Origin of the sequence: Dyella sp. 333MFSha, from assembly GCF_900102405.1 — a bacterium.
Classification (GTDB): domain Bacteria; phylum Pseudomonadota; class Gammaproteobacteria; order Xanthomonadales; family Rhodanobacteraceae; genus Luteibacter; species Luteibacter mycovicinus.
Genome location: NZ_FNBR01000004.1, coordinates 185,566 through 212,090, shown reverse-complemented (window position 1 = coordinate 212,090; position 26,525 = coordinate 185,566). Strand labels below are relative to the sequence as shown.

Annotated in this window: 24 protein-coding genes; 10 read left to right on the top strand and 14 right to left on the bottom strand. The window is 65.8% G+C overall.

Translation table 11 applies throughout. The features are described 5' to 3' along the window. Nucleotides 1-6: 6 nt before the first annotated feature. Nucleotides 7-1,062, top strand: coding sequence for a ribosome small subunit-dependent GTPase A (gene rsgA / locus BLT40_RS16005; protein ID WP_090354841.1), 1,056 nt, complete (start codon nucleotides 7-9; stop codon nucleotides 1,060-1,062). Nucleotides 1,063-1,151: 89 nt separating this feature from the next. Further along, nucleotides 1,152-3,674 carry an autotransporter outer membrane beta-barrel domain-containing protein gene (locus BLT40_RS16000; RefSeq protein WP_079520682.1) on the top strand — a complete coding sequence of 841 codons (2,523 nt, stop codon included), beginning with the start codon at nucleotides 1,152-1,154 and terminating at the stop codon, nucleotides 3,672-3,674. Between the two features lie 12 nt (nucleotides 3,675-3,686). On the opposite strand, the gene BLT40_RS15995 is transcribed toward BLT40_RS16000, so the two are convergent. From BLT40_RS15995 to BLT40_RS15980, 4 genes are read right to left on the bottom strand one after another with little or no spacing between them, the layout of a single operon-like run. Beyond that, nucleotides 3,687-4,706 (bottom strand): Csu type fimbrial protein, encoded by a 1,020-nt coding sequence (locus BLT40_RS15995; protein WP_079520681.1) that lies wholly within the window; start codon nucleotides 4,704-4,706, stop codon nucleotides 3,687-3,689. Then, the gene (locus tag BLT40_RS15990) at nucleotides 4,703-7,012 is read right to left on the bottom strand and encodes a fimbria/pilus outer membrane usher protein (protein ID WP_176809196.1); all 2,310 of its coding nucleotides are present in this window, start codon (nucleotides 7,010-7,012) and stop codon (nucleotides 4,703-4,705) included. Before BLT40_RS15990 ends, BLT40_RS15995 begins: the two co-directional genes overlap by 4 nt. Before the next feature lies 1 nt (nucleotide 7,013). After that, nucleotides 7,014-7,742: a fimbrial biogenesis chaperone gene (locus tag BLT40_RS15985; RefSeq protein ID WP_255364044.1), complete on the bottom strand. Its 729-nt coding sequence runs from the start codon at nucleotides 7,740-7,742 to the stop codon at nucleotides 7,014-7,016. Between the two features lie 2 nt (nucleotides 7,743-7,744). Continuing rightward, nucleotides 7,745-8,251, bottom strand: coding sequence for a Csu type fimbrial protein (locus BLT40_RS15980; RefSeq protein WP_090354835.1), 507 nt, complete (start codon nucleotides 8,249-8,251; stop codon nucleotides 7,745-7,747). A gap of 294 nt (nucleotides 8,252-8,545) precedes the next feature. On the opposite strand from BLT40_RS15980, the gene BLT40_RS15975 reads away from it, so the two are divergent. The 5 genes from BLT40_RS15975 to BLT40_RS15955 are packed head-to-tail and all read left to right on the top strand — an operon-like array spanning nucleotide 8,546 to nucleotide 12,614. After that, nucleotides 8,546-8,956: a hypothetical protein gene (locus tag BLT40_RS15975; protein ID WP_255364039.1), complete on the top strand. Its 411-nt coding sequence runs from the start codon at nucleotides 8,546-8,548 to the stop codon at nucleotides 8,954-8,956. Next, on the top strand, nucleotides 8,953-9,147 hold the full coding sequence (locus tag BLT40_RS15970; RefSeq protein WP_036116425.1) for a helix-turn-helix transcriptional regulator: 195 nt from the start codon (nucleotides 8,953-8,955) through the stop codon (nucleotides 9,145-9,147). The genes BLT40_RS15975 and BLT40_RS15970 overlap by 4 nt, the downstream gene beginning before the upstream one ends. Nucleotides 9,148-9,151: 4 nt before the next feature. Beyond that, nucleotides 9,152-10,711 (top strand): alpha/beta hydrolase, encoded by a 1,560-nt coding sequence (locus BLT40_RS15965; protein ID WP_090354833.1) that lies wholly within the window; start codon nucleotides 9,152-9,154, stop codon nucleotides 10,709-10,711. Beyond that, entirely contained in the window at nucleotides 10,708-11,442 is a 735-nt protein-coding gene (locus tag BLT40_RS15960; protein WP_079520676.1) for an ABC transporter ATP-binding protein, read from the top strand. Before BLT40_RS15965 ends, BLT40_RS15960 begins: the two co-directional genes overlap by 4 nt. Continuing rightward, complete coding sequence (locus BLT40_RS15955; RefSeq protein ID WP_036116420.1) at nucleotides 11,439-12,614, top strand: ABC transporter permease; 1,176 nt, start codon at nucleotides 11,439-11,441, stop codon at nucleotides 12,612-12,614. The genes BLT40_RS15960 and BLT40_RS15955 overlap by 4 nt, the downstream gene beginning before the upstream one ends. A gap of 12 nt (nucleotides 12,615-12,626) precedes the next feature. Here BLT40_RS15955 and BLT40_RS15950 read toward each other — a convergent pair whose 3' ends face one another. After that, complete coding sequence (locus tag BLT40_RS15950; protein ID WP_090354831.1) at nucleotides 12,627-14,738, bottom strand: TonB-dependent receptor family protein; 2,112 nt, start codon at nucleotides 14,736-14,738, stop codon at nucleotides 12,627-12,629. 172 nt (nucleotides 14,739-14,910) lie between these two features. On the opposite strand from BLT40_RS15950, the gene BLT40_RS15945 reads away from it, so the two are divergent. Then, on the top strand, nucleotides 14,911-15,759 hold the full coding sequence (locus tag BLT40_RS15945) for a class I SAM-dependent methyltransferase (protein WP_090354829.1): 849 nt from the start codon (nucleotides 14,911-14,913) through the stop codon (nucleotides 15,757-15,759). A 1-nt stretch (nucleotide 15,760) separates the two neighbouring features. Continuing rightward, the gene (locus tag BLT40_RS15940; protein WP_090354826.1) at nucleotides 15,761-16,309 is read left to right on the top strand and encodes an rRNA large subunit pseudouridine synthase E; all 549 of its coding nucleotides are present in this window, start codon (nucleotides 15,761-15,763) and stop codon (nucleotides 16,307-16,309) included. Between the two features lie 36 nt (nucleotides 16,310-16,345). Here BLT40_RS15940 and BLT40_RS15935 read toward each other — a convergent pair whose 3' ends face one another. From BLT40_RS15935 to BLT40_RS15895, 9 genes are all read right to left on the bottom strand, one after another. Next, complete coding sequence (locus BLT40_RS15935; RefSeq protein WP_090354824.1) at nucleotides 16,346-17,452, bottom strand: ATP-binding protein; 1,107 nt, start codon at nucleotides 17,450-17,452, stop codon at nucleotides 16,346-16,348. 71 nt (nucleotides 17,453-17,523) lie between these two features. Next, nucleotides 17,524-18,675, bottom strand: a complete 1,152-nt coding sequence (gene dgoD, locus BLT40_RS15930; RefSeq protein ID WP_036116413.1) for a galactonate dehydratase — start codon at nucleotides 18,673-18,675, stop codon at nucleotides 17,524-17,526. Between the two features lie 2 nt (nucleotides 18,676-18,677). Further along, on the bottom strand, nucleotides 18,678-19,289 hold the full coding sequence (locus BLT40_RS15925; protein ID WP_090354822.1) for a 2-dehydro-3-deoxy-6-phosphogalactonate aldolase: 612 nt from the start codon (nucleotides 19,287-19,289) through the stop codon (nucleotides 18,678-18,680). Between the two features lie 5 nt (nucleotides 19,290-19,294). Then, on the bottom strand, nucleotides 19,295-20,104 hold the full coding sequence (locus tag BLT40_RS15920) for an SDR family oxidoreductase (RefSeq protein WP_255364038.1): 810 nt from the start codon (nucleotides 20,102-20,104) through the stop codon (nucleotides 19,295-19,297). Next, nucleotides 20,101-20,994: an SMP-30/gluconolactonase/LRE family protein gene (locus tag BLT40_RS15915; RefSeq protein WP_079520669.1), complete on the bottom strand. Its 894-nt coding sequence runs from the start codon at nucleotides 20,992-20,994 to the stop codon at nucleotides 20,101-20,103. The genes BLT40_RS15920 and BLT40_RS15915 overlap by 4 nt, the downstream gene beginning before the upstream one ends. Next, nucleotides 20,994-21,995: an L-arabinose ABC transporter permease AraH gene (gene araH / locus BLT40_RS15910; RefSeq protein ID WP_079520668.1), complete on the bottom strand. Its 1,002-nt coding sequence runs from the start codon at nucleotides 21,993-21,995 to the stop codon at nucleotides 20,994-20,996. The genes BLT40_RS15915 and araH overlap by 1 nt, the downstream gene beginning before the upstream one ends. Then, nucleotides 21,992-23,524, bottom strand: a complete 1,533-nt coding sequence (araG, locus tag BLT40_RS15905; RefSeq protein ID WP_090354968.1) for an L-arabinose ABC transporter ATP-binding protein AraG — start codon at nucleotides 23,522-23,524, stop codon at nucleotides 21,992-21,994. Before araG ends, araH begins: the two co-directional genes overlap by 4 nt. A gap of 2 nt (nucleotides 23,525-23,526) precedes the next feature. Further along, complete coding sequence (locus tag BLT40_RS15900) at nucleotides 23,527-24,519, bottom strand: arabinose ABC transporter substrate-binding protein (RefSeq protein ID WP_090354817.1); 993 nt, start codon at nucleotides 24,517-24,519, stop codon at nucleotides 23,527-23,529. Between the two features lie 16 nt (nucleotides 24,520-24,535). Then, nucleotides 24,536-25,540 (bottom strand): 2-dehydro-3-deoxygalactonokinase, encoded by a 1,005-nt coding sequence (locus BLT40_RS15895; protein WP_079520666.1) that lies wholly within the window; start codon nucleotides 25,538-25,540, stop codon nucleotides 24,536-24,538. Nucleotides 25,541-25,645: 105 nt separating this feature from the next. On the opposite strand from BLT40_RS15895, the gene BLT40_RS15890 reads away from it, so the two are divergent. Beyond that, entirely contained in the window at nucleotides 25,646-26,521 is an 876-nt protein-coding gene (locus BLT40_RS15890; protein ID WP_176809192.1) for a LysR substrate-binding domain-containing protein, read from the top strand. The last annotated feature ends 4 nt before the right edge of the window (nucleotides 26,522-26,525 follow it).

Genomic DNA, 26,525 nt, shown 5'->3' with positions numbered 1-26,525 from the left:
CCGCCCATGACCGACACCCAGGACCTGGCGCGCCTGCGCCATATCGGCTGGCGCGACCCCGCCTTGCCCGACGATTCCCGCCGCCTTGCCCGCGTCGTGGCCCAGCATCGCGCCGGTTACGAGCTGCACGACGGCTCCTCGGCCTTCAACGCGCAGCCTGCCGGTCAGTTCCTGAAAAGGGGGCTGGACCCGTCGCTTCGCCCGGCGGTCGGCGACTTCGTCTTCCTCGACCACGCCAGCCACCCGGTAATCGAGGAGGTGCTGCCGCGCCGTTCCGTCCTGACCCGTGCCGCCGCGGGCGAGCGATACGAGCGGCAGATCATCGCCACCAACATCGACTACGTCCTCGTCATCACCGGCCTCGACGGCGACTTCAACCCGTCGCGCATCGAGCGATACCTGACCCTGGTCGAGGGTTCCGGGGCGCGTCCGGTCGTCCTGCTCAGCAAGGCGGATACCGACGTGGACGTCGAGGGAGCGGTCGCCGCTCTCGCCGCGCGCCTGCCCGCCGAAGCGGCGGTGCATGCGATCAACGCGAAGGATCCCGCGACGGTGGCCTTGCTTGCGTCCTATCTCGGGCCGGGCACCAGCGCGGTCCTCGTCGGCTCGTCGGGAGCGGGCAAGTCGACGCTCACCAACACCTTGCTGGGCGAAGAACGCATGGCCACGGGCGCGGTACGCTCGCACGACAGCCGCGGCCGGCACACCACGACGCACCGTGCGCTGCTCAGCCTGCCCAGCGGCGGTTGCCTGATCGATACGCCCGGCATGCGCGAACTGAAGCTGACCGGCGAGGAAAACCTCGACCTGTTCGCCGACATCGAAGCGCTTTCCGCGCAGTGCCGCTTTGCCGACTGCGGACACAGCAACGAACCGGGTTGCGCGATCCAGGCCGCGCTCGCTTCCGGTGAGCTGTCGCCGCAACGCTGGCGCAATTTTCTCAAGCTGCACGACGAGCGCGAAGAGCAGGCGGCGACCCTCGAAGCACGCCTGAAGCGCAAGGCGGGTCCGCGCCCCGCCGGTAAACCGAAACGCGGCGAGTGGCGACGCGGCGACGACTAACACTTACTTTCGTCGCGCGCGCTCCCGACATACAGGCATCCACCTGCTGAATAAGTTGACTTCCTCCCTACGAGAGCGAGGAAGTCTTCATGGTCGTCCATTGTTACCGGCGCCGCGCAGTAGCGGCTGCCTTGTGCGGTGTTTTTGCCGCGTCCGCGTCGGCTACCGAGTTTCCTTACGGCATCCTCGTCGAGAAAGGCACGGCACTCACGCTCGAGCCCGGGGACCGCATCTCGGTAAGCGGCCTGGCGACCGGGCGTGTCGTCACCGTGGAGTCGCGCGGCTCGTTCGACGCCACGGACGTTTCGATCGAGAACCGCACGAGCGGCAATCCGGCAGGCTATGCCTACGGCGTGTTAGCGTTCGACGGCAGCGAGGCGTCGATGTCCGCCGGATCGCTCATCACCCGCGGTGACCGGTCGGTGGGCGTGCAGGTACAGGGCGCCTCGCGTGCCGTGTTCGCCGGGGTGCAGTTCACCACGCTCGGCGCGAACAGCATCGGCATCACCGCGCGGTCAGGTGCGGCGATCCTGATGAACCGCGCGCACCTGAGTATCGACGGACGGGACAGCACGGCGCTGGTCGCACAGGGCACGGACGCCGCCATCGTCGGGCTTGCCGACATAGAGCACCGGGGTGCGGCATCCGCGCCGGGTCGCGCGCAAGCCATCGCCGTCCGCGACGGCGCGCGGATCAGCCTGAGCGACAGCTCGGTCATTGCCCGACATGCGAATGTCGGCGCCGTCGTAATCGATGGTGAGGCCTCGGGGTTCAGCACATCGCGCAGCCATATCGTTGCCGAGGGCGAACACGCCTGGGCGCTTTCCGGTACCTCGGGGCGCGCGATCCTCACCGCGGCGGAGTTGCGTGGCAACGGAGGTGCGATCACCACGCGCGTTCCCGGCGCAGGCACGTTGCAGGTCGATCTGCTGGGGGGCTCACGCTCGGTGGGCGACATCGTCGGCGGCGATGCTTCGCTCGTGCTCAACGCCGAGGACAGCGAACTGCGCGGCGATCTGCATCGGGCAGGCACGGGATCGCTGGATGTCAGTCTTGCGCGATCCCGGTGGCTGGGGCGTGCGCGCGGTGCCAGCGCTCTGACCATCGATGATGGCCATTGGTCCCTGACAGGGGACAGCGTTCTCGGACGGCTGACGCTCGCAGGTTCCGCCCGCGTGTCTTTCCCGGAGGGCACGGGCGCCTTTTCGACGCTACGCGTGAGCCACCTCGACAGCCAGGGCGGGGACGCCGCCATCCGTCTGCGTACGCGCCTGGATGCCGGCGGCGCCCTCTCGCGGCAGGGTACGGACCGGCTACTGATCGACGGCAACGTCGACGGAACGACACGGCTCGAGGTCGCGGCCGTGGAGGGTGGCGGTGCCGGCACCGCGCCGGGTAGCTCTGGCGGTATCAGTCTCGTGCAGGTCAACGGTTCGGCCAGCGACACATCGTTCCGTCTCGCCGGCGACTACGTGGTGGCGGGACCATGGCGTTACGGTCTGAACGCATACGGCCCCGGCGAGTCGGATGCATCGCAGCGACTCGTCGCGGAGAACGGATCCGGCTTCTGGGACTACCGCCTGCAGAGCACCAGGATCGATTCGCAGGGGCGTTGGCGTGACGTGCTCGGGCGCGCGGCGGATTCGACCTCGCCGGCCATGCCTGCCCGCGACGCACTGGCGCCGCAGGTGCCTTCCTATCTGGTGCTTGCCGGGGCCTTATTCGGCTACGGCCGGGTCGCCATCGATGCCGCGGGAGCCGACACTTTCGCCAACGACGGCGGGCCGACATTCCGCGCACGCAGCTTCGGCGGGAACGCCAGCTATCGCAATTCGCTCGGTTTCACGCGCTTTGGCTTCGACAGCATCCGCCGCGACCGCGGCCTGCAGGTAGGTGGCGATCTCGCGTCGTTCGATGCCGGGACGTGGCATATGCGCTCGGGTGTGTCCGCGAGTCTCGGAAGCACGCAGGTCACCCCTCGTGCCGTCGACGGCGCGAGCGACGCCCGGGCGCAGGGTCGCGGCCTGGCGATCACCCACACGTCCAGCGGCGATGACGGATGGCGTATCGGCGCGGCCTACGCTTTTACGCATTACCGGGTCGCCGTGCGAACGCCGCGACGCGGCGAGACGCTCGCCCGGTTGCGGGTGAACAGTAGCGATGCATCGTTGTCCGCGGGCTTCCGCTGGGCGGCGCCACGGAACGTCGTCGTCGAGCCGGGAATATCAGTGCTCTGGCAGCGTCTTCGCTTCGGCAAGGTCACCGACCGCGACGGCATCATCCTGCAGCCCGGGCGTCCGGAACGTATGACGGCGCGTGTCGGAGCGCGAGCTACGCGTCTCTTTCCGGTGCAGGGGCAGCGGGTGAGTGCGTGGTCCGCGTTTCTTGACGGTCGTATCGAAGCGACACGGGACACCGGTGCGGCGCTGGCCTTGTCGGGCGTCCGCTTCGCAACGGGACATGGCGGCCGGGCGCTCCACGTGGCGGCGGGTACCACGTTGGCATTTCGCCGGGCCATCACGCTTTCCGGCGACATCAACCGGCAAGTCAGGATCGGCGGCCGGGGCGACTCCTCCTTCGGTGTACGCCTGGGTGCCGCGATAGCGTTCTGATGCCACGCGATCTCAATACGTCACGGTCACCGTCACGATGTCGCTGTACGAACCGGCCGGTTGTGCGGGCTGTATGGGTACGCGACCGTAGACAGTGAGCGTCTGCTCGGACCCGGAACCGGTTCCCGCGGCGGTATCGGTGTTGAGCGTGTTGCCCCACCGCGTCGTCCGTCCTGGGTCGGTGAACAGCTGGTACGTAACGAAATGCGTCCCATCGGTCATGCGCCTCGTCGTTCCCGACGCATTCTTTCCGTTGTCCAGACCGATCTGGTACGCCGCCCGATGGGTGCAGGTCGCGCGTACCAGCGAGGTCTGGTCGGTATTGACACGAAGCAGGCCGGAAACGCTGCCGAAGTTGAGTTCGGTCGCCGTGCCGACGGTGCACTTGGCGGCCACGTTTGCGGTGGCGGTCAGTGCCGGACCGGCCACCGTCTGTGCCGCTACGGTTCCGCCGCTGGTGCATGACGCAGGGAAGGTACCGAGCGTCAGAAGAACTTCGTTGTAGCTCCAGGTGATCGACGTGCCTGTGAGCGACCCGGCAAGCGTGCCGCTGTAGTTGCCAGGCGAAAGGCCGCTCTGCAGCGCCGGTACCTGACCGTAGATCGTGAGGCTGCCGGTGATGGTCACGTTGTTGGACAGCAAGCCGAAGTTTCGGGTGAACGTTTGCGGCGTATACGTCGCATTGTTCACACGCCCCCAGATCGTGCTGTAACTCCCGTCCTTGTACGCCTGGTACTGCATGCGGTCGGTATTACCGGTGTTGAGCAGGGTTCGTGGAGCAAAATTTCCCAGGTCGTCCGGTGCGAGGCTGACGCATGCCGAGATGTAGCTGCCGTACAGGCCACCGAGCACGCCCGAGTAGCTGCAACTGTAGTTCACGGTCGCCTGCGTGTTGACGACGGTGCCGGTCGGATCCACCGTGCCGAAGGCCAGATTGGTAATGCTGGTGATGCTGCAGGTGGTTGTGGCCTCGACGCGTGGCGCGGCGGCCATTGCCGCGATGGTCAGGAGTATGAGGACGAACCACTTCATGGCGTTACCGTCCGGCAGATCAGCGGGCCGAGTTCCGGCAGGTCGCGCGCATGTGCCGGGTAGGTCAGCGTCGTCTGGCAGTGCGCGCCTCCGGGCAGCGTCACGTTCAGCGGCGTATCGCCGCCCTGCAGGTTGTCGAGGTACACCAGGCCGTCATAGCCGACCATGGCGGGAGCCGCATCGCCCGTCGCAACGGTAGCGCCCACGGGCAGCGGCTGGCCGCCGGCATCGACGAGGATCGCCGACGCCGCACGTACCCGCTTCACGGGAAAACGCACCACGACGCCGGCACGATCGGACGGTGCGACGATGGTCTCGACCCGTTGTACACGCTCATCCGCGGGCAGGTCGATCGGGTCGATCGCCAGCCGGTTGTCCTGGTATGCGTTCAGTCGTGACACGAGCAGCAGTCCGCTGCTGTCGGTGACGCCGGTGCGGCGGTTTTCGAGGAGTACCGGAATGTCCGGCGTTCCTTCCGTCGTGACCAGCGCGAACGCGTCGTCGATGCGTCGCGCGGCGAAGGCATGGCCACCCATGAGCACGACCGCTCCGCTCGCGTCCGCATACGCATACGACGTGCTGCCGAAGTCACTCGCACCGACCGTGAGTTGTCCGCTGTTGCCGAGCCAGCCGACCTCGCCCAGTCCGCCGCCGGTATCGCCGGTCCGTCCCTGAACATGCCAGCCGAAACCGCCGTCGCCGTCGATCGGACGGCTCGCATCGACGATGCCGAAGGTCTGTTCGCGGTCGCGCTGCGCGGACGCGCTCCATGTCGTGCGCGCGTCGAGCGACATCGTCATGCCGAGAAAGAAGCTTCGGTCCGATGCCAGATCCAGGTTCTGGTTGTAACTGACGTTGACCGAGATTCCGCGACCGAAGTTACGCAGCGCGAACAGCCCCGCATAGCGTGTTGCCGGCTGTCCGCCATAGCGCAGGCGCACATAGTTGGCGCCGAAGCTCGACTCGCGCACGTTGAAACCGATCAGCGCGCGGTCGCTGGTGCGGGGCGGCGGCGAGCCGTAGCCGCTGGCGATGTCGTTATAGCGCGAGTTGCTGCGCAGGGTGTCCACGGATGCGTTGATGTAGCGCCCGTTCCACGAAAAGCCCCCGCCGTACTGGGCGCCGGCGTCGCGCGATCTCGCGTACGACCCGTTAACGACGAAGGCCCCGACGGGGTTCCACACCATGCCCGCGCCTGCGGTACCTCGTCCATCGCCGCCCTCGGTATGCGCTTCGAGTGTGAGCCGGTCGGTGATGCCTCGCCGCCACGTCGCACTACCCACGGGCGCGTCGCCGTACGAGAAGGAGTCGATACCGTATGCCTCGCGGACGGTGCCGAGTTCGACCGACCAGTCGTCGAGGTCGGCACGAAGCAGCTGGCGCGCGGCATAAAACGGGAAGGTCACCGTACTGCTGCGACCGAGCGCGTCGGTCAGAACGACCTGGGCCTGACCCGCCTGGTCCACACCGGGCACGGCCGTGAGCTGGAAAGGACCGGCGGGGACTTTGCCCGAGTACTGGCGGATGCCGTCGATATAGAGCTCAACGGACGAGGGCGCGGCGGCCTGCCCGAAGAACTGCGGCAGCGGCGTGGTGACGCGGTAAGGCTGCAGCGCGAAGTCGGTGCCATAGGCGATGCCTCCGATGCGCGTGGCGCGTGACCACGAAAGATACCCGGTGAAGGTGTCGCCGACAGTCAACGTCTGTGCGCGGTCGGGGAACGACAGTCGCCATTGCGTGTCGAGTCGCACCGTATCGCCTTGCCAGCCATCGGCGGGGGTCTGATAGCGACGCGTCAGCGACGTGTTGCTCAGTACGCCCAGTCCGTCGCTGAAAGCACGCAGTTCCGCCAGGCCGCTGACATTGCTGAGGCCATCGCCGTGAGCCGCGTAGATGTCGTAGTTGATCAGGATGCCCGTGCCGCTCGATGCCCGGGTGCCGGTGTGCTCCGGGGCGTTGAGGATCTGCGTCGGCAAATTGAGCTGACCGGTCGGCACGTCGATGTTCACGCGTTGCTGTGCGACGTCGTAGGTGTAGCGCACGCCGGGAAGGTCGGGCAGGCAGCGCTCGTCTTCGCCCGGCGACAGAACGAAGCCGAGGCCCCGAAGATCCGGTGCCAGTGCGCAGAGCGCTTCGCCGTGACGGGTGAAGTGCACCAGCTTTTCGGTTCGCGTGCCGTTGAGCACCACTTCGAGATAGAGGTCTTCGCCCGCGACGCGTACGCGCGGCGTGACCGTCGCCGGTGGCGGTGCGGGCTCCGTTTCGCGCTCCACGGCATGCACGGCAGCGGCGTCGAGGGCCAGCATGCTAGCGGCCGTCCGCGTCCACCACCAAGGTCGATTCGGCCGGCTCACCGTTGATCCTTGCGCGCACGGCACCATCCGCGTGCCGTGCGTTGTCCGGCAGTTTCCAGCTCATCGTCGCGCCGGGGAGGGCGTATCCGACCAGCCCCGGCAGGAGTGTCGTTCGCTGGCCTCTGGCGCCCTGCCATGTCACGTCGGCGATCTGCGCATGGCCGTTTCCCGTGTTGCGCACGCGCAGTCGGGGACCTTCCGGCGTGTGCTCCCAGGTGGCCTGCAATGTCGCCTTCATCGAGGGATCGCCCGTGGGCGCGAGGAAGACCGGCACCGAATAGCGCAGGACGAACTTCAGCCCGGGCTTGTCGCCCGCATCCACCGGCAATTCGTCGACGAGCACCCGGTACGCGGTCTCCGTTCCATCGGTGGGCGGCGCCACCCGACGGATGACGCGCACCAGCTGTCGGTCGCCCGGTGCGATCGTCACCATCGGCGGGCTCACCACGAGATCGCGCGATGGCTCGAGCACATCCTTGCCATCCACCTGCGTCCAGCGAAAGACGCGTACCTGGGCATGGACCGGATCGGTGCCCGTATTGGTCAGCCACATGGCTTCGGCCGACGCCGAGGCGACCAGCCGCAGGCCGATAGGTGAGACCTGCAGGCCGCTCGCTTGCGAGGCGAGGGCCGCGGCGGCCAGCGCGACGGCCAGCGCCCAGCGGAGCGGCCACGGGCACACCGTCAATACGTGATCGTGGCGGTGATGACGTCGGCGTAGCTGCCCGCCGGGAAATTGGTGTTAGGCACGCGGCCATAGACGGGGACGGTCTGCACGGTGCCGCTGCCGGTGGCCGCATACACGTTACCGCCTGTGCCCGTGGTGCTTCCCCAGACGTCGGCCGCGGTGCGCGTCGCGGCGCGATAGAGCTGGTACGGCACCTGTGCGGTGCCGCTGCTCATCTTGCGCGTGTTGGCATCGGTACCGTTCTGCCCGTTGTCGAGCGCGATGGTGTACGGCGCGCTGGGCGTGCAGTTCACGTTGAGCGCGCCCTGGTTCTCGACGTTCGTGGCGGTCGACGGCGCGGTGCCGAAGTTGACGTCCGTCGGTGCCGTCGTGCTGATGTCGCAAGCGGCGGTGATGGTGATACGGACGTTGAAGGTCGTGGTCGCGGTGGCGGCCTGGGCGGAGGTGGCGGCGACGGAGGCGGCGAGCAGGGTGGCGGTGGCGGCGATCGAGCGGAACGACATGATGTTCTCCTGTGAGGTTCGATGCGTCGTATTGCCGGCGCGTCGCTGAGCTGTGTCTCCGTCGGAAGCAAGGATCGGGGAAGGTAGGACGTCACGGGAGTGGATGATGTCGCGCCGTGCCGGAACGACTTAGCGATGCCGAATGTGCTCACCGTTATGTCAAGGTTGCTTGACATGGCGCTCCGGAGGGATCACGATGCGTGTCAAGGGTGCTTTACATCCTTTTTGCTGACAAACGATTCGTGATGGCGTTGCACGTCACGTTTCGACCTGACACGACCAGGGAGACGGGGAATGGCCATGCGTGCCGTGCACAAGCGTTATCTGCGTGAGTTCTTTCCGGCGATGTTCGCCTACGTGCTGCTGATCCTCCTGTCGGTCAGCTGGCTGAAAACGCTGGAAGGCACCGTGGCGCGCACCGTCGTGACCTTGCTGCCCACCCTCCCCGTCGCCTTCGTCATCCGGGCCATGGTCCGGGTGATCCGCGACCAGGACGAGTTCGAGCGCCGGATCGATCTTGAAGCCCTCGCGGTCGCGGGCGGCATCGGCAGCTTCGGCTTCTTTACCTTCGGCATGTTGCTCAACGCCAAAGTGCTGGCCGCGCCGCCCGCCGAGGCCGTCGCCATCTGGGTCATGCCGGTGATGATGTTCGTCTTCGGCATGGCCAAGTGTGCGTTCAGGCTGTACTACCACCGCGCACGATGAATAACCGCGTCCGAGAACTCCGTACCGCGCTGGGCTGGTCGCAGGCCGACCTCGGCGACCGCCTCGACGTCTCGCGTCAGACCGTGAACGCCGTCGAGACGGGCAAATACGACCCGAGCCTGCCACTGGCGTTCAAGATCGCCCGCCTGTTCGACCTGTCCATCGAATCCATCTTCGTTCCCGAGGAATGACGGCATGAAACGACCGCCACGCATCGCCATCATCGTTGCGATCCTTGCCGCCGTGCTCTCCGGCCGACACTTCGTGAAGGCGTCCCCGGATGAGGACGGGGCTCGCGCGTCGACGCCGGCGGCGACCCGTCCCGCGCCGCCGCGCGTCTGGCATCTGGGCTCGGTCGAGCTCACGCCCTGCGAACTGGCGCAACCGCATTCGGGCCTCTCGACCGCCGCCTGGTGCGCGCCTTATCAGGTTCCCGAGGACCGCTCGCGGCCTCAGGGGCGCAAGATCACGCTGCGCCTGGCCGTCGTTCGCAGCAGCGCCCAGGTGCCCGCCGACGACATGCTCGCCTTCATCGCGGGTGGCCCGGGCCAGTCGGCCGCCGAGAGCTACCCGGCGATCGCGCCGGCCATGGCGCCCCTGCTCGCGCATCGCAACCTGCTCCTGCTCGATCAGCGCGGTACCGGCGGCTCGCACCCGCTGAGCTGTCGCGACGACGAACCGGGTGCGCCCTCCAGTGACGACGAACCTCACGGATTCGACGCAGCCGCGGTGCGCAAGGAAACCCAGCACTGCCTCGACCAGCTGTCGCAGGATGCGGACGTACGTTTCTACACGACGACCGACGCCGTCGCCGATCTCGAGGACGTGAGGCATGCGCTGGGGACGCCGAAGTTCGACCTGATCGGCGTGTCGTATGGCACGCGTGTGGCCCAGCAGTACGCCATGCGGCACCCCGACGGTCTGCGCACCCTGGTCCTCGATGGCGTGGCGCCTAACGCGCTGGTGCTCGGCGAAGACTTCGCGGTGAATCTCGACGCGGCGCTGAAAGCGCAGTTCGCCCGCTGCGAAGCGGACGACGCCTGCCGTGCCCGTTTCAGCGACCCTTATCAGACGCTGTTCCAGCTGCGCGATGCGCTGCGCGCCAACCCGCATACCGTGAGCTTCCGCGACCCGCAGAACTACGCGTCGGTAAAGCGCGTACTCAGCGAGCACGCCCTGGCTACGGTGGTTCGTATGTTCGCCTACTCGCCGGAGACGGCGGCATTGCTCCCGCTGTCCATCGACGCCGCCGCGCGCGGCGATGTCGGTCCGCTGCTCGGTCAGGCCAAGCTGCTCACCGGCGATCTCGGCGACACCATGGACGGCGGTATGCAGTATTCCGTGATCTGCAGCGAGGACGGCGACCTGCTGACGTCACGTCCGCAGGACAAGGACACGATTCTCGGTGACACGATGATTGAGGCATTCCGTGCGGCGTGTTCGGTGTGGCCGCATGGGCATCGCCCGGCCGACTTTCACGAACCGCTCAGGAGCGACGTTCCCACGCTGCTGATGTCGGGCGAGTTCGATCCCGTGACGCCGCCGCGCTACGGTGACGAGGTGCTCAAGGGACTTCCCAACGGTCGCCACGTCGTGCTGAAAGGGCAGGGCCATAACGTGATCGCGCGCGGTTGCATGCCACGCGTGCTCGACCACTTCGTCGACGACGCCAACGCGAAGACGCTCGACGTCGGTTGCCTCGATCGGTTGCAGCCGCTGCCGGTCTTTGTCGGATTCAACGGAGCGACGCCATGATCGAGGTGAAGAACCTGCGGAAGTCGTTTGGCGACGTGCATGCCGTCAACGGTGTGAGCTTCACCGCGCGCGACGGCGAGATCACGGGCCTGCTCGGTCCAAACGGGGCGGGCAAGACGACCACACTGCGCATGCTGTACACCCTGATGAAACCCGACGCCGGCGAGGTGCTGGTCGATGGCGTGAATGCCTACGATGACGCGCTGGCGGTGCGTCGCCGGCTCGGTGTGCTGCCGGATGCCCGGGGTCTCTACAAGAGACTGACCGCTTCGGAGAACATCGATTACTTCGGCCGTCTGCAAGGCATGGCGCCGGAGCTTCTGGCACGCCGCCGCGAAGCGCTGATCGATGCGCTGGAGATGCGCGACATCGCCCATCGTCGCACCGAAGGTTTTTCGCAGGGCCAGCGCGTGAAGACCGCCATCGCCCGGGCACTGGTTCACGATCCGCGTAACGTACTGCTGGACGAGCCCACCAACGGCCTCGATGTCATGGCGACCCGCGCCATGCGGCGTTTCATGCGGCAGTTGCGCGATGAGGGTCGCTGCGTGCTTTTTTCCAGCCACATCATGCAGGAGGTGGCCGCGCTGTGCGATCGCATCGTGGTGATCGCGCACGGTCGCGTGGTCGCCGACGAAACACCGGCCGCGCTGCTGGAGCAGACGGGCGAGACCAGCCTCGAGGAGGCCTTCGTGAAAATCATCGGTACCGACGAGGGGCTTGCCGCATGAGCGCCTTCTCCGCCGTTTACTGGAAGGAAGTTCGCGAGAACCTCCGCGATCGCCGGACGCTGGTCAGTGCGCTGATCACCGGCCCGCTGCTGGGGCCGGTGATCTTCATCATGCTGATGAACGTCATGGTGAACCGGGAACTGGCCAAAGCGGACCGCAACATCGAAGTGCCGGTGATCGGCGCCGAGCTGGCACCCAACCTCATGGCGGCACTGAAAGGTGCGGGCATCAACGCCGATCCCGGCATGAGCGATCCGGAAAACGCCGTCCGTGAACAGCGTGCCGATGTCGTCATCCGTATCGGGCCGGATTACGCCAGGGCATGGAACAAAGGCCAGAGCGTCCAGGTCGAGCTGATCTACGACTCCTCGCGACGCGATGCATCGACGCCCGTGATGCGTGTGCGCAGCGTGGTCGAGAGCTACGGACGTCGTGAGGGCGCGATGCGTCTGATCGCGCGCGGGCTTTCACCGACCACGGCGTGGCCGGTGCAGGTCGCGGAGCGCGACCAGGCGACTTCACAGTCGCGTTCGGCGCTGATGTTTTCGTTCCTGCCTTACTTCTTCACGCTCACGGTGTTTCTCGGTGGCATGTACCTCGCCATCGACCTGACGGCCGGCGAGCGTGAGCGGCAGTCGCTGGAACCGTTGTTCGTGAATCCCGTCGCGCGCTGGAAGATCCTCGCCGGCAAGCTGGCCGCGATCAGCACGTTCTCGCTGGTCAGCCTGTTCCTGACGATCGCCGCGTTCATGACCGCGCCCTTCTTCATTCCGACGGAGAAGCTGGGCATCGCGCTCGATCTGGGGCCTCGCTTCGGTGCGCAGGTGGCGCTGATCATGCTGCCGCTGATCGTGCTGATGGCCGCGCTGCAGTCGCTGGTGTCGGCGATGGCCAAAAGCTACCGCGAAGCGCAGACGTACCTGTCGATCCTGATGATGATCCCGATTCTGCCCAGCGTGCTTTTGTCGGTGATTCCGGTGCGCGCGGAACCGTGGATGTATGCGGTGCCTTTGCTGGGGCAGAACCTGGGGATCGTGCAGTTGCTGCGTGGCGACGGCATGCCGGCGTGGCAGATCGGTACCTGCCTTGCCGGTGGGTTTGCCGCGGCGCTCGTGGCCGTGTGGGCCGCGGCGATGTTGTACCGGTCGGAGCGGCTGGCGATTTCGGGCTGACTCGCTCCTGCCTTACCGCCAGCGCAAGTCCACGCCCACCAGGAACGTCCGTCCCGGCGCTGGCTCGTAATAGCGCCCGTTGCCGTCATTGACGATCACCGAGCCGACCACATGCCGGTCGGCGAGGTTGTCCACCCGCGCGAACGTGTTGATCCGCCACGGGCCGTCATCCACGATGTACCCGCCGGACAGACCGAACAGCGCGTATCCCGCGGCCGACTCGGTCCCCAGGTCGTTCACCGAGGTCGAGCCCATGGCATTCATATCCAGCCCGACCTGCCAGCCACGCTCGGCACCGTACTTAAGCGCGGCATAACCGTTCGAGCGTGGCACACCGGGAATGCGCGTCCCCGCGGCCACCGGCGTATCCGGCGTGGAGCAACCGGTCGACACGCAGGTGAGAAACGGCGTACGGAAGGTCGCCTGCAGGCGCGTGTACGACGCGACGAAGTCGAGGTTCGGGGCGAGCTCGGTGCGGAAGGATGCCTCCAGCCCCTGACGGCGCGAACGCGCGATGTTCTGGTAGGTCGTGCGACCCCCCAGGTTGGTCGCCACGGCCAGCTCGTCGTCGCTGTCCGCACGGAACACGGCAAGGCCGGCTTCGGTGTGGTCGGACGGCTGAAGCTTGATGCCGACTTCGCCGTTGTGCGAACGCGAGGGCTTCAGGTCGAAGGCGAGACCCGCACCGCCATCGGCGCGATAACCGAGCTCGGAGAAGGTCGGCGTCTCGAAGCCGCGACCCCAGTTCGCGTACACATGTGCCCACGGCGCCGCACGCCACATCACACCGAAAGCCGGCGTGGTCGCGCTGTACTTCGTCGTGCCGCTGTCATCCGGGTTCCCCGCGGCGATGTATCGATCCGTCGAGCGGAAGCGCACCTCGCTGTGGCGCAGGCCGCCCATCAGACTCCAGTCCTCGGCGACACGCCACGTGGCCTGTGCGTACTGGTCGAAGTCGAACACGCGGTCGATCTCGTCGCGACGTTTCGCGCCCTGTACGCCGAGGGAATTGCCGATGTAGTTGTTGTAACCCTGGCGATGCTGTTCCTGGTTGTCGTAGCTGATGCCACCGGCGACCTCGAAGGGCCGGCCGGCCAGCGTGTCGCTCCAGGTCCACCGCGCGTCGCCGCCGCCGTATTCGTTATCCAGGTCGACGACGCCGCCGGAGTTGCCTGGCTGAGCCGCCTGCGTCGCCTTGGGAATCGACAGGTACTGGGTGACGCTGCGCTGGCCGTAATAGCCCATGACGCGCAGGCTGTTCGCGCTGTCGATGCGCTGGTCCCAGATCAGACCGGCCTGCTGCTGATCGGTCGACTTGCGCGTGTTGTACGTCTCCGCGACCGAGGCGACCTGCTGCGGGTCGGCTTTCACCTGGGCCCGGGTCAGACCGAGCGGATCCTGCGCATCCGGCACGTCGACGGTGTTCACGACCAGCGTCAGCTTGCTGTCGTCGTCGATCTTCCAGCCGATCTTCGCGTTGCCGGACTCGCGGCGCGCGGCGCTGTGATCGCGATAGCCGCTGGTGCGGAAATGGCTGAAGTCGATGTTGTAGTCCACCGGGCCTTCGGTGCCGCGCGCGTTGACCGAGCTGCGGAAGTTGCCGTTGCTGCCGCCGGCCACACCGAAGCGCAGCTCCGGGGTCTCGGTACCGTCGGCGGTGAAGATCTGCACGACGCCGCCCGACGCATTGCCGTAGAGGGCCGAGAACGGCCCGCGCAAGACTTCGATCCGGTCGGAGGAATCGAGGTTGAAGTGCGACACCTGGCCCTGGCCGTCCGGCATGGTCGCCGGAATGCCGTCGGTGTACAGGCGAATGCCGCGGATGCCGAAGGTGGAACGCGCGCCGAAGCCGCGAATCGACACCTGGGCGTCCTGCGCGTAGTTCTGGCGGTCACGGGCGATAATGCCGGGAATGGATTGCACGCGCTCCGAGAGATTCACGTCCAGCGAGCCATCGGGAGGCGTCGTCACCACGTCGATCGCCGCCGGAATATCGTAGGGAGACTGGGCGGTACGGGTGGCCGTGACCACGACCGGTGCCAGCGTGGCTTCCTGTGCGGCGGCGTTGCCGGCCAGCGCGAGGAGTACGCCAGCGGCGAGCGGGCGAAGGGGGAAAGAGCGCATGTGTGAGGATCCCTGCGGAACAAATGCTGCAATGCAGAAGGCGCCCAGTGTAACGGCACGGATGTTTTCGCGCTTTCACCGGTCCGCCGCAGACGAACGGAAAGGCAGGTGGCAGGGCCGGATCGCCGTGCTAGCCTTCCCGGCCACATTCCCACAAACACCCGGTGTCGCCATGAAGAAGCTCGCATTCGCCTGCGCTGGACTGCTCGGTCTGGCCCTCTCGCACACCGCGCTGGCCGCCGACGTCGACCAGCCTGCCCAGACCACGCCGCCGGCCAGCGCCGGTCAGCTCAGCTCGGCCCAGCTCGACAAGGCGATCGCCGGCAGCTGGCGTTCGCCGGAGAACAAGGCGCGCGACGTCTACCGTCATCCGAAGCAGATGCTGACGTTCTTCGGTATCCGTCCGGACATGACCGTGATCGAAATCTGGCCGTCGGGTGGCTGGTTCACCGAGATCCTGGCGCCGTACCTGCACGACAGCGGCCACTACATCGGCGCGATCGAGACCGGCTCCAAGGGCGTGGCCTCGATGCAGAAGAAGTTCTCGTTCGCCCCGGCACAGTACAGCACGGCAAAGATCGTGGAGTTCAACCACAAGGCCCCTGTGCTGGGCGCGCCGGGATCGGCCGACATGGTGCTGACCTTCCGCAACGTGCATAACTGGGCCGCCGATGGCAGTGCCGAAGCGATGTTCAAGTCGTTCTTCACGGTGCTCAAGCCCGGCGGCGTGCTCGGCGTCGAAGACCATCGCGCCGACGCGGGCAAGAAGCTCGACGACGTGGTCAACTCCGGCTACCTGCCGACCGACTACGTGATCAAGCTCGCCACCGATGCCGGCTTCAAGCTGGACGCGCAGAGCGAGATCAACGCCAATCCGAAGGATGACCACAACCATCCCAAGGGCGTCTGGACGCTGCCGCCGACCTACGACATGGGCGAGACGGACAAGGCGAAGTGGGCGGCGATCGGCGAGTCCGATCGCATGACGCTGCGCTTCGTGAAGCCCGCTTCCGCGAAGTAAGGTGCTGGTCGCGCTCAACAAGCCCTATGGGGTGCTCTGTCAGTTCACCGACGAAGCCGGCCGGCGCACGCTGGCCGACTTCGTGCCGCAGAAGGGAGTCTACGCGGCGGGGCGACTGGACCACGACAGCGAAGGCCTGCTGCTTTTGACCGATGACGGTAAGTTGCAGCATCGCCTGGCCGACCCGAAGCACAAGCAGCCGAAGACGTACGTCGTGCAGGTCGAGGGTGTGCCCTCCGCGGAAGCCCTCGAGCGCCTGCGTCGCGGCGTAACGCTCAACGACGGGCCGACGCTACCGGCGGGGGTCGAGGCGATAGACGAGCCGGAGTGGCTGTGGCCGCGCGATCCGCCGGTGCGTTTTCGCAAGACCGTGCCGGACGGATGGTTGCGGATCGTGCTGCGCGAAGGGCGTAATCGCCAGGTGCGGCGGATGACGGCGGCGGTAGGCCTCCCCACCTTGCGGCTTATCCGCGAGGCGATCGGCGACTACCGCCTGGACGGGCTGGGCCTGGGCGAGGTCCGGGTCATCGAGCCGCGCTCTCTCAGGTAGGAGCGCGCCCCGCGCGCGACATCTTCGGCCTCACGTTCACGTGCCTGCGCGGAGGTGTAGCAGCACGGCACGATCTTCGATTTCATAGTCACCTTGCCTGCCCGTGGGTGCGACGAGTTCCATTCTGGTCAGTCGCTTCAGCGCAGCCTGGATCTTCGCAGTCGTCAGGCTCGCGTCGATGTCAGGCCAGCGGCTCAGCCAGGCGACGGATTCGGTGCTGTATACCGATGGGTGACCGGGTTGCGCGAGCATGTTCATCAAGGCGAGTTCGAGTGGTCGCAATTCTTCGAGCAGCGCGCCCGCACCCGCCTCCGTGTGCGACTGCATCCACTTCGCCATCGCGGCATCGATATCGCCGTTGCCCGCGATCAACAGGTGCAGGATCACTTCGTTGAGGAACTCGGGCGTCCGGCCAAGGCGTTCGAACGCGTTTCTGAGCGCCGCCTCGTCGATCCGGGCGCGGGTACGTTCCGCGAGAAAAACCATTCGGTCTTCGATGAAGTCGTCGCCAAGGTCGGGCAGCTGTACGGGCATCGCAGACGCGAACAGTGGCGCTCTTTGCTGGCGGAACATATGGTTCAAACCCTCGCGGGAGGATCCCGTGTAAAACACCAGTAGTCGCCCTTGCAGTTTCTGGATGACCGTCCGTAGTGCCGCGACGAAGTCTTCGCGCTTTGCTCCGGCCAGCGCCTGGACCTCGTCGAGCACGAGGAGGGTGACGTCTTTCTCCGCGAGCGCGGACAGGGCGAAGTCGAGCCTGTTCTCCAGAACGGCATCGGGCGTGAAACTCACGGGCTCGAGTGTCGATTCGACTTCGGCGGCGCCGGCGCTCGCCTTGGCGCGAAGCTGCCTGAAACGTAGACGTCGCTTCCAGCCGCTGCGTCTTGCCTCGAGGAAAGCCTCCAAGCCCTCGACGAGCGCAAGTTCCGGCTCGCCTCTTCGCCTCCAGAGATCGATATACAGCGTCTTCCAGCCGAGCTCATGAGCAGCCGGGATGAGCTCGTGCCGGACGAAGGAAGTCTTACCCTGCCGTCGAGGGGCAAACAGCGTCACCCCTTGCTTCAGTCCGCTGGTCAGGATCTGAAGGACGTCCTCAACGAGTCCTTTCCGGGGGAAGTACGGCAGTTCGAACGACAGGCCCATACCAGTTATCCATAATTATTCAAACTTGAATAATTATGGATAATCTCAGAAACGTCAATTCGCGCAATGGCTTACCATTCGGCGACCGACCCATCCTTATGCCGCCACAGCGGATTCCGCCACTCCGCGGCCTCGCGGCTGCGTTCGATGATCCGCTCCTCGTCCACGTCGATACCCAGACCCGGACCGGTGAACGGCTGCGCGTAACCGCCGTCGTCCAGCTTCAGCGCATCCTTGTTGCGGACGTAGTCGAGCACCTCGCCACCCTTGTTGTAGTGGATGCCCATGCTCTGTTCCTGCAGCGTGGCGTTCCAGCTGACGAAGTCCACGTGCAGGCATGCGGCCAGGGCGATCGGGCCCAGCGGGCAGTGCGGGGCGAGCGCCACATCATAGGCCTCGGCCATGGCGGCGATCTTCACGCACTCGGTGATCCCGCCCGCGTGTGACAGATCGGGCTGCAGGATCGAAATGCCGCCGCGCTCGAGGACATGCTTGAACTCGTAACGCGAGTACATGCGCTCACCCGCCGCGAGCGGAATGGACGTCTGTTCGGCGATGCGCGGGTAGTACTCGGCAAGTTCGGCCAGCACCGGCTCTTCGATGAAGAGGGGGCGGAACGGCTCCAGTTCCTTCACCAGCACCTTGGCCATCGGCGCGGAGACGCGACCGTGGAAATCGAGACCGAACTCGATGGTGTTACCGAAGGCCTCGCGGATCTCGGCGACACGGGCGACCGCGGCATCCACCGCCTTGCTCGAGTCGATGATCGCCATTTCTTCGCAACCGTTCATCTTGAACGTGTCGAAGCCATGGGTCAGGCGTTCACGAATCTGCGCGATGACGTCCGCCGGGCGATCGCCGCCGACCCAGCAATAGGTCTTCATGCGATCGCGCACGCGCCCACCGAGCAGTTCGTAGACCGGGGCATCGAGCACCTTGCCCTTGATGTCCCAGAGCGCCTGGTCGATGCCGGCGATGGCGCTCATGAAGACGGCGCCGCCGCGGTAGAAGCCGCCGCGATACATCGCCTGCCAGATGTCGTTGATGCGCGCGGGATCCTGTCCGATGACGAATTCGGACAGCTCCTGCACGGCGGCCTCGACGGTGCGCGCGCGGCCTTCCACCACGGGCTCGCCCCAGCCGACGACGCCTTCGTCGGTCTCCATCTTGAGGAACATCCAGCGAGGCGGAACGCGATAGGTGGTGATCTTGGTGACTTTCATGCTCAGACCGAACGATAGGCTTTGACGAAGGCGGCGGCCTGGTCGCGCGTGCGGGAGACGGGCTGTCCTGGTTTATACAGGTCGCCGCCCAGACCCGCGCCGATGCAACCGGCGTCGAGAAACTGTCCGAGATTATCGGGTGTGACCCCACCCACCGCCAGCAGCGGCACATCGGGTGGCAGCACGGCACGAATCGCCTTGATGTACGACGGTCCGAGGTTGGTCGACGGGAACAGCTTCAGCGACTGCGCTCCGGCGGCGAGGGCTGCGAATGCCTCGCTCGGCGTCATGAAACCGATCGCCGTGTAGAGGTTGCGTTCGCGCGCCTTGCGGATGGTCGCCGGATCCGTATTGGGCGTGACCATCAGATGGCCGCCCAGATCGGCCACTTCGGATGCCAGCTCGGGCGACAGCACGGTCCCCGCGCCCACCAGTGCACGCTTGCCGGCCGCCTGGACGGCCAGCGGGATGCTGCGTCGCCAGTCCAGGGAATTGAGCGGAATCTCGATCGCATCGAAACCGGCTTCGATCAGCGCCTCGACGTGGTCGACGACCTCGTCGGGAGTGATGCCGCGCAGGATCGCGATAAGGGGAAGAGCGGTAGGCCAGGCCATGACGATTACTCGTGGTAAAGCTGCGAACGACCGCCGTCGATGCGGATGTCAGCGGCATTGATGTAGCGGGCCTCATCGGAAGCGAGGAACAGCGCCGTATAGGCGATCTCCAGCGGTTCGCCGATGCGCTTATTGGGCAGGATATCGGTCTGCTTGCGGCGCTCGGCCGCCGGATCGGCGGCGGCGGCAAAGCCGGCTTCCGCGATCGCGGTGAGGACCAGGCCGGGCGAGATCGAGTTGACCCTGATGTTGTGCGGCGCGTACTCGATACCGAGTGCCTTGGTCAGGCCGATGAGGCCATGCTTGGCGACGGGGTAGGGGAAGCAGTGCGGAATGATCTTGTGCCCATGCACCGAGGCGATGTTGACGATGCTGCCGCGACCAAGCGACAGCATGCCCGGCAGAACGGCCCTGGCACAGTTCCACGCGCCTTTCAGGTCCACCTCGAAGCAGCGGGCCCACTCGTCATCGGTGAGCGACAGCGGCTCGTTGAAGACGTTGATACCCGCGTTGTTGATCAGTACGTCGGGCGCGCCGAAGCGCTCCGTCGCGGCGGCCACCATGCGCGTGATGGCCTCCCCGTCGGTGATATCGGCCTGAAAAAGCATCGCGTCGTCGGTGTTCAGCGATGTAAGCGTCTCACGTGCCTGCGCGTTGTCCTCGAGCACATTGAGCACGACCTTCGCCCCATGCGCCGCGAACAATCGAGCCGTCGCCGCACCGATGCCCTGCGTCGCACCTGTCACGATGGCGACCTTCCCAGACAGGCGGGGAAGCGGCGTCGTGCGCGGGTCCGCGGTCATGACAGCGCTCACGTGATGACCTTGTGCCCGTAGCGGGCTTCGGGAAGACCGCGACCGCGCGGGGGCGTGCCGATGAAGATCGCACCGTTGAGCGGCTCGTCTTTCAGTACGGCCTCGTCGAGACCCTTGTACGCGGACGTGATCACCATCCGGTCCAGCTCGGCACCGGCGAAGCTCACGCAGCTGGGCTGGCGTGCGGGCAGGTCGATGGTGGCATCCACTCGACCGTCGGGTGCGTAGCGCACCACGCGGGACGCCGCCCACTGCGCATTCCACAGATAGCCTTCCGCATCGATGGTCGAGCCGTCCGGCTCGTGACCGGCGCCGAGCTCGGCGAACCCACGGATGCGGTCGACCTCACCCGTGCTGTCGTCGTAGTCGCAGGCCATGATCCGTGCCGTCGGCGAATCGGTGAAATACATCGTCTCGCCGTCGGGGCTGAAACAGATGCTGTTGGTGATGGCGGCCTTGGGCAGCGACAGGCGGCTGAGCCCGCCCGCCGGCGTGTAACGCCAGAACGAGGCGATCTGCTCGGGGCCGCGCTCGTTGAGCGTGCCGAAGATGAAGTTGCCACCCCGGTCGCAGCGACCGTCGTTGGCGCGGGTGCCAGCGATATCCGCCTCGATGTCCTCGAGTACGTGCAGCTTGCCGTCGCGCGTATCGAAGCGCGCCAGCTGCTTCTCCAGTGCCAGCAGCAGTACGCCCGGCTCATGGGTCAGGGCGAAGCAACAGACGCGGGCGGGGAGCACGTGCTCGCGCACCACGCCCGTCGCAGGGTCGTAGTCGTAGATCGTTGACGCGGAGATGTCGGTCCAGCGGACCAGTCCCATCAGGTCGTCCCAAATCACGCCCTCGCCATGGGCCTGACGCTGCGGGGACAAGGGTTTGAACGAATCGGTCATCAGCGGGTTTGCCTGCGGTTCTTGAGCTGGTCCACGAGGACGGCGATCAGGAGGATCGTGCCGCGGACCAGATACTGGTAGAAGGCGTCGATGTTCATCAGACTCATCGCATTCTGCACAGTTCCCATGATGAGAACGCCAACGAGCACGCCGCTGATGCTTGCCCGGCCGCCCATGAGCGACACGCCGCCCAGCACGCAGGCCGAAATCACGTTGAGCTCGAAGCCCTCACCCGCATTGGGCTGACCGCTGGTCATGCGCGAAGCGAGGATGATGCCGGCCAGTGCGGCGACCAGGCCCTGAATCAGGAAGATCAGGATCCGCACGCGGTCCACCGGCACACCGGCAAGACGCGCGGCATCGGGATTGCCACCGATGGCCAGCGTATTGCGGCCGTAGATCGTCTTGTTGAGCAGTACACCGAAGAGGACGAAGCAGCCCAGCGTGACCCACACCGGTACGGGCAGACCGAACAGCTCCGCGCTGCCCAGGGTGAAGAACGCTTCGCTGGTGACGCCGACCGCCTGGCCCGAAGATGAGATGAAGGCCAGACCGCGGACGATCTCCATCGTCGCCAGCGTCGTGATCAGCGCGTTGATCTTCAGCTTGGCGATGACCGCGCCGTTGATGAAGCCGATGAACGCACCGGCCAGCAGGCTCGCGCCGATACCCAGTGTGACGCTGCCGGTGGCGTTGGAGACGATGGCGCAGAACACGCCGGCGAAAGCCACCGTGGAACCGACCGAAAGATCGAAGTCCCGCGAGGCCAGGCAGAACATCATGGTGCAGGCGACCATGCCGATCTGTGAGACGGACAAGGCCAGGCCGACGATGTTGTCCCACGAGAAGAAGTACTGCACGGTGACGCTCAGCACCCCGAACAGCACGATGAAGATACCGATCAGGCTGTAGTCGTCGATGGCCTGCCAGAGCAGGGCGCGGCGGCGGTCGTCGCGTGTTTCGCGCGTCGCGCCGATGGCGGCGGCGTTGGGTTCGGTCATGGTGAAACGGTCCTCGTCGGAATGGCGCTGGCGCCTTCATTGAGCGCGGCGGCGAGGACGTTCTCCTCATTCGCCTGGGCGCGGTCGAACTGTGCGGTGATGCGGCCGCGGCACATGGTGACGACGCGGTCGGAGACGCCGAGAACTTCGGGAAGCTCGCTCGAGATCATCACCACGGCGACGCCACGGTCGGCCAGTTCGTAAAGCACGTTGTAGATTTCGTTCTTGGCGCCGACGTCGATACCGCGGGTGGGTTCGTCGACGATGAGTACGCGGAGGTCTTTCTCGGCCAGCCAGCGCGACAGCACGGCTTTCTGCTGATTGCCGCCCGAGAGCAGGCGGATCTCCTGCCGACGATGCGGCGTACGGATGCGCAGGCGATCGATAAAAGTGTCGGCGGTGCGTGCCTCATTGCGGTCGTTGACGAACAGCCCCGCCGTGAGATGGTTGCGTCGCGCGCTGATGTTGATGTTTTCGGATACCGAGCGTACGCCGATGATGCCGTCTTCCTTGCGGTCCTCGGGGCAGAACACCAGGCCGTGACGAATGGCGTCGCGCACATGCGATGGTTTCACCGCACGCCCGTCCACCGTGACCTCCCCGGCGGTGCGGCGATCCGCACCGTAGATCACGCGCATCACCTCACTGCGACCCGCGCCGACCAAGCCGAAGAAACCGACGATCTCGCCGGCCTTCACCTCGAAGCTCACGGGCAGCTGCACGGCGCGGCCGGTGACGGCCTTGACGTCGAGACGCACCTTGCCGTGCGCACGGGGGCGATAGCCGAAGATATCGCTGATCTCGCGACCCACCATGCGCTGCACGAGCTGGTCGCGGGTGACGCCTTCGAGCGTGTCGAAGTCGGCGACCTTGCGGCCGTCGCGGAAGATCGTGGCGGCATCGCAAAGCTCGAAAATCTCATCGAGGCGATGCGAGATGTAGATCATGGCCTTGCCCTGCGCACGCAGGTCGTTGACCAGGCGGAACAGCACCTCGGTCTCGCGGTGCGACAGCGAGCTGGTGGGCTCGTCGAGGGCGAGGATCTTCGCATCGCGAAGGATCGCCTTGACGATCTCGACCATCTGCCGCTGACCGATCGACAGCTGTTTCAGCTTCGCACGCGGGTCGAGGTCGACACCGAGTGCGTCGAGGCGCTCACGCGTCCAGGCCAGCGCCTTGCGCCGGTCGACCAGCCCGAAACGCGTGGGCAGCCGACCGAGCAGCAGGTTCTCCATGACCGAGAGCTCCGGGACGTACTGGAGTTCCTGGTGGATCACGGCGACACCGGCGTCGATAGCGTCGGCGGCCTTGCGGAAATGCATGACCTGACCGTCGATCGCCACCTCACCCTCGTCGGGGATGTATTCCCCGCCGAGAATTTTCATCATCGTCGACTTGCCGGCACCGTTCTCGCCGAGCAGTCCGTGAACGGTGCCGGCACGCACGGCGAAACCCACGTCGCCGAGCGCGCGCACGCCCGGGAACGTTTTCCCGATGTGGCGAAATTCCAGGCGTGGCGCGTCGCTCATCATCAGAGACCCATTTCCTTGCGGACTTCCGTCACGTTGGCGCGCGTGACCAGCTTGCCGGTGGTCAGCGTGAGCGGCGGCGGGGCCTTGTCGTTCTTGATCCATTCGTACATGTTCACCGAGGTCTCATAGCCATGACGCTTCGGGCTGATCAGTACGCTGCCGAAGAAGCCGGTCGGCTGGGCCTTGGCAAACTCGTTGAGTGCCGACTTGCTGCCGCCGATACCCACGCCGATCATGTTGTCGGCACGGAAGTTACGACCTTCGGCGGCACGTACGGCACCGAGTACGGCTTCGTCGTTCAGGCCGAACGCGACCCAGTGCTTGAACTTCGGGTTCTGCGTGATGGCGATGTTGGCCGCGTTGAACGCGTTCTCCGTATCGGTCTTGGCTTGCGGCGCGTTGATCACGTTGGCCTTCGGGAAACCCGCGGCGGTGAGCGCGGCGATCGCGCCGTCCGTGCGGTCCTTGGCGGTCGGCAGCTGGTCGTACGAAATACGCAGCGCGCCGGTATCTTCCGGCTTCCAGCCACGCTTCTTCATCTCGTCGGAGATCGCCTGACCGACCTGCTCACCGATCTTGGTCGCCGAGATGCCCATGTGCGGCACGGATTCGATCGGCTTGCCCGAACCGTCGACGAGGCGATCGTCGACGGTCATCAGCTTGAGCTTGTCGATCCTGGCCTTGGCGACGATCGACGGCCCGAGCTTGACGTCCGGCGTACAGATGACGAAGCCCTGCGCATGCTGGGACTTCAGGTTGTCGATGGCGGTGAGCACCTGCCCGCCATCGGGCGCGGCGATCTTGACCAGGGTGAAGCCTTTTTCCTTGGCGGCCTGTTCGGCGTACTTCCACTCGTCCTGGAACCAGGGCTCCTCGGGCTGTTTCACCACGAAACCGATTTTGACCGGCTCGTCGGCAGCGAATGCCGGTGCCGAGCCGATAGCGAGTGCGACAGCCAGGACACGTAGGCCCAGTGCGATTTTCGTTTTCATGCGTTCCCTCCTCGGATTACTCATGGTCGACCAGCCCACGGCGACGGGCCACGGCGATCGCGCCGGCTCCCGCTAGATCGCGTTGGTCGTCGTCGCCCAGCACCGTCACGGTGCCGGAGAAAAAGTCGTCGCCTTCGACCAGCCGCGCGATCGCCTCGCGCAGGATCGGCTTGCCACTGACGACAAAGCGCGTACCCGGACTCATCCGGATCGCGCTGGAATTCTTGAGGGTGAGCAGGTCGGAACCCAGCACCGCGCCCAGCAGGAAGTTGGCGCGCGCGTTGGCGTCGTACACCGCGAACTGATCGAGGATACGCACGCTGAAGCACGCACGGCCCAGGCCGATCTTGTTCGCCGAAGCGGCACCCGCCAGCAGCATTTCCGGATCGATGCGTTTGGCGAAGCCTTCCTTCAGCGAGCCGGCCAGAATCGTGTCGTGCGAGATCACGTGCAGCAGCTCACCGGCCAGCGTCGTGACGCAGCCGTCGATGCGCCCGTTCTTGTCGATACTGACGAACTTCGAGTGCGAGCCCGGCAGCACGATGACCGTGGGTTCGTCGAGGCCCAGACGTTCGACCAGCGCGAAGGATTCGGTCTCCTCGCCGCGCATCATGTCCATCGCCTCGCAGTTGTGCAGGCCGATGTGGTCGACGGCGTTACGCACACCCGGCACGAACCAGATCGGCGCGTGCCATACGTTTTCGAGCAGCGACTCGCGCATGGCCTTTGCCAGGTCGTCGATGCTCGCCGGTGCCGGTACGTGCGGAATCTCGCAGAGCCCGACATTGGAGGTGATCATGCCTGAGGCGAGTACGCGGCCGATGTCGCCGGCTTCGAGCTTCGCGTTGGCGAGAGCTTCGGCGATGGTCTCGCGGACGCCTTCCTCCAGCTTGCGCGTATTGCCGGTAATGGCGGTGTCGCGTACGCCGACCTGCCGGGCACCGTGTCCAACGACCTTGCCGTCCTGCCAGACGGTGACTCGCGTGTTGGTCGTGCCTGTGTCGATGGTGAGGATGTTCATCGAGTGTCCGTGGGAAGAGCGCCACGGATTCTTGGCGTTCGCGAACGAGGCAGGCAAACTAGAATTTGTCGGGGTCTTCCCCAAAAAAAATTTGATGACTTCGCAATGAAGCGCTCCCTACCCCTCAATGCCGTGCGCGTCTTCGAACTTGCAGCGCAGCATTTGAGCTTCACCAAGGCCGGTGAAGAACTCTCTCTGACGGCGGCCGCGGTGAGCGCCCAGGTCAAATTGCTGGAGTCGTATCTCGGTACGCCGTTATTTGTGCGGAGCAACAATCGGCTGTCGCTGACGGTGGCCGGTGAGAATTATTTTCCCCGCGTTCGTGACGCGTTTCGTGCGCTGCAACATGCTACGGACCAGGTGATGGGGGAGCGTCCGGCCTCGTTGAGGGTCTCGGTGCCGCCCACGTTCGGTACGAAATGGCTGGTGCCGAGGTTGTTCCGATTTTTCGGAAGGCATCCCGGGATCGCTGTCGAGGTCGTGACGGACGGTGCCGAGGAGGGTGGCTGGGACCTCGCGATCGACGATCGGCTGGGCGAGGGTCTCGAGCAGGTCATCCTGGCGAGCAGCGGCTACACGCCGGTGTGTTCGCCCGCTGTGGCGGCTCGTGTCGGGGAGCCTGCCTCGCTGCTCGACCAGATGCTGTTGCATGAGCGGTCCAATCGCCGCTCGGCGGCCGCGGCGAGCTGGGATCAGTGGTTCGAGCGCGCGGGGATCGAGCCCGGAGCCATCGCGCGCGACATGGGCTTTGGTGACGGCACGATGATGCTGCAGGCGGCGATCGAGGGGCAGGGCGTGGCGCTGGCGCAGGAACTGCTGGTCGCATATGACCTCGCCGCCGGGCGACTGGTCGAGCCGTTCCGGATCGAGCTGCCATTGCAGCACACGTATTACCTGGCGGTGTCGCGCGATGCGGCGTCGCGCGAGGAGACGATGGTCTTTCGCGACTGGTTGTTCGCCGAAGTGTCGGTCGGGGCGTGAGCGG